The organism is Myroides sp. DF42-4-2, assembly GCF_030326445.1.
Lineage (GTDB): Bacteria > Bacteroidota > Bacteroidia > Flavobacteriales > Flavobacteriaceae > Flavobacterium.
The window spans coordinates 1-1,277 of sequence record NZ_JACAKI010000052.1 but is presented as its reverse complement, the minus strand read 5'-3'; the positions used below and the strand labels follow the sequence as shown (position 1 = coordinate 1,277).

Sequence of the window (1,277 nt, the reverse complement as noted above, 5' to 3'; positions counted from 1 at the left end):
CTTCATTATTAAATATAGTAATAAATGGTTTGGAAAAAGTACTTTTTCCAAACCATTTATTTTCAAACTCAACAGGTGTCATTTTATCTATTGAATTATGAGGTCTGGTATTATTATACTGATTGACTGCTTTTTTGATCAATCTCTTTAGTTCACAAAAACTTTTGGGTTTCCAATATGCTAAATAATCATTTTTAATTGTTCTATTTATACGTTCAGCATAGGCATTATCTTGAGCAGAAAGAGCCATACTGATGTTTACTCCTTTGGTTTTCAATAATTGAATATATCCTTTATAGGTATACTGACTTCCTCTATCTGAATGATGGATTAAGGGAGGCGTATTGTACTTAAAAGCCATTTTCAAAGCTTCTATGTTGGCTTGCGCTCGCATATTATCAGACACATGATAACCTACTATTTTCTTAGTATATACGTCTATGATAAATACTGCATAATAAAACACATCTTTTATTCGGATGTAGGTTATATCCGATTGCCAGATGGTTGAAGGTGCATTTACTTGCATCCCTTTAATTAGATTTGGATAATAAATTTTGGAAGCTATCGTAGTTTTAATGTAATTTTTTCGTTTGTGTAAACGATACCCTAAGTTCATAAACACATCTATAAACTTATCTCTACCTATAAAACTGGGTTTTAAGGTATAGTACATCTTCTCAACCCCACAACCAGGATGTTCACGTCTTAAATCATCTGCTTCTAAGACTAGTTTAGATACTTCTGTATCAAAAACAGCTTGTTTTTTAGCATATTGATTTACTGCTTGTTTACTAATTCCAATAGTTCGATATAAACTATTTAAAGAATAGTTTATTTGCTCTTTTTCTTGACGGAACCAGGTGATTGCAGGGTGTTTGAATTTTTTATTATATCATAGTCTAATTCTTTACTGGCAATCTCTATAACTTTAGAATAGAAATCTACCTGAATTTGCTTCTGACCAACTATACGCTCTAGTTCTTTTACTTTTGCTTCTAGCTCCTTGACTTTGTTTGTGTTACTTGCTTTCATCTCTACAATTCTTTGACCTTGTTCATTAAAGATAGAAAATTTATAGATCCATCGGTAAATAGCTGAGTTAGGAATTTTGTATAAACGACTTAACTGAAGGACACTATAAGTCCCTTTTTCAAATAAACTAACAATCTCGCGTTTAAATTCTTCTGAATAAATACGATTTTTTTTGATTTGTTGAACGTTAACTTTCATAGGAAAATTGATTTTTTATGGTCAACCTATGTCAGGGACGTACA

General features: G+C 31.0%; 2 protein-coding genes. Both read right to left on the bottom strand.

Annotation, left to right across the window (positions count from 1 at the left end):
- The coding region (locus tag HX062_RS16080; RefSeq protein WP_286468128.1) for an IS3 family transposase at positions 1-799 on the bottom strand (799 nt) is incomplete at its 3' end.
- Between the two features lie 35 nt (positions 800-834).
- The gene (locus HX062_RS16075) at positions 835-1,233 is read right to left on the bottom strand and encodes a transposase (RefSeq protein WP_182628806.1); all 399 of its coding nucleotides are present in this window, start codon (positions 1,231-1,233) and stop codon (positions 835-837) included.
- Between the last annotated feature and the right edge of the window lie 44 nt (positions 1,234-1,277).

Excerpts from the sequence above, each read along its gene's own strand:
- HX062_RS16075 (WP_182628806.1), bottom strand. The coding sequence starts at position 1,233 with ATGAAAGTTAACGTTCAACAAATCAAAAAAAATCGTATTTATTCAGAA.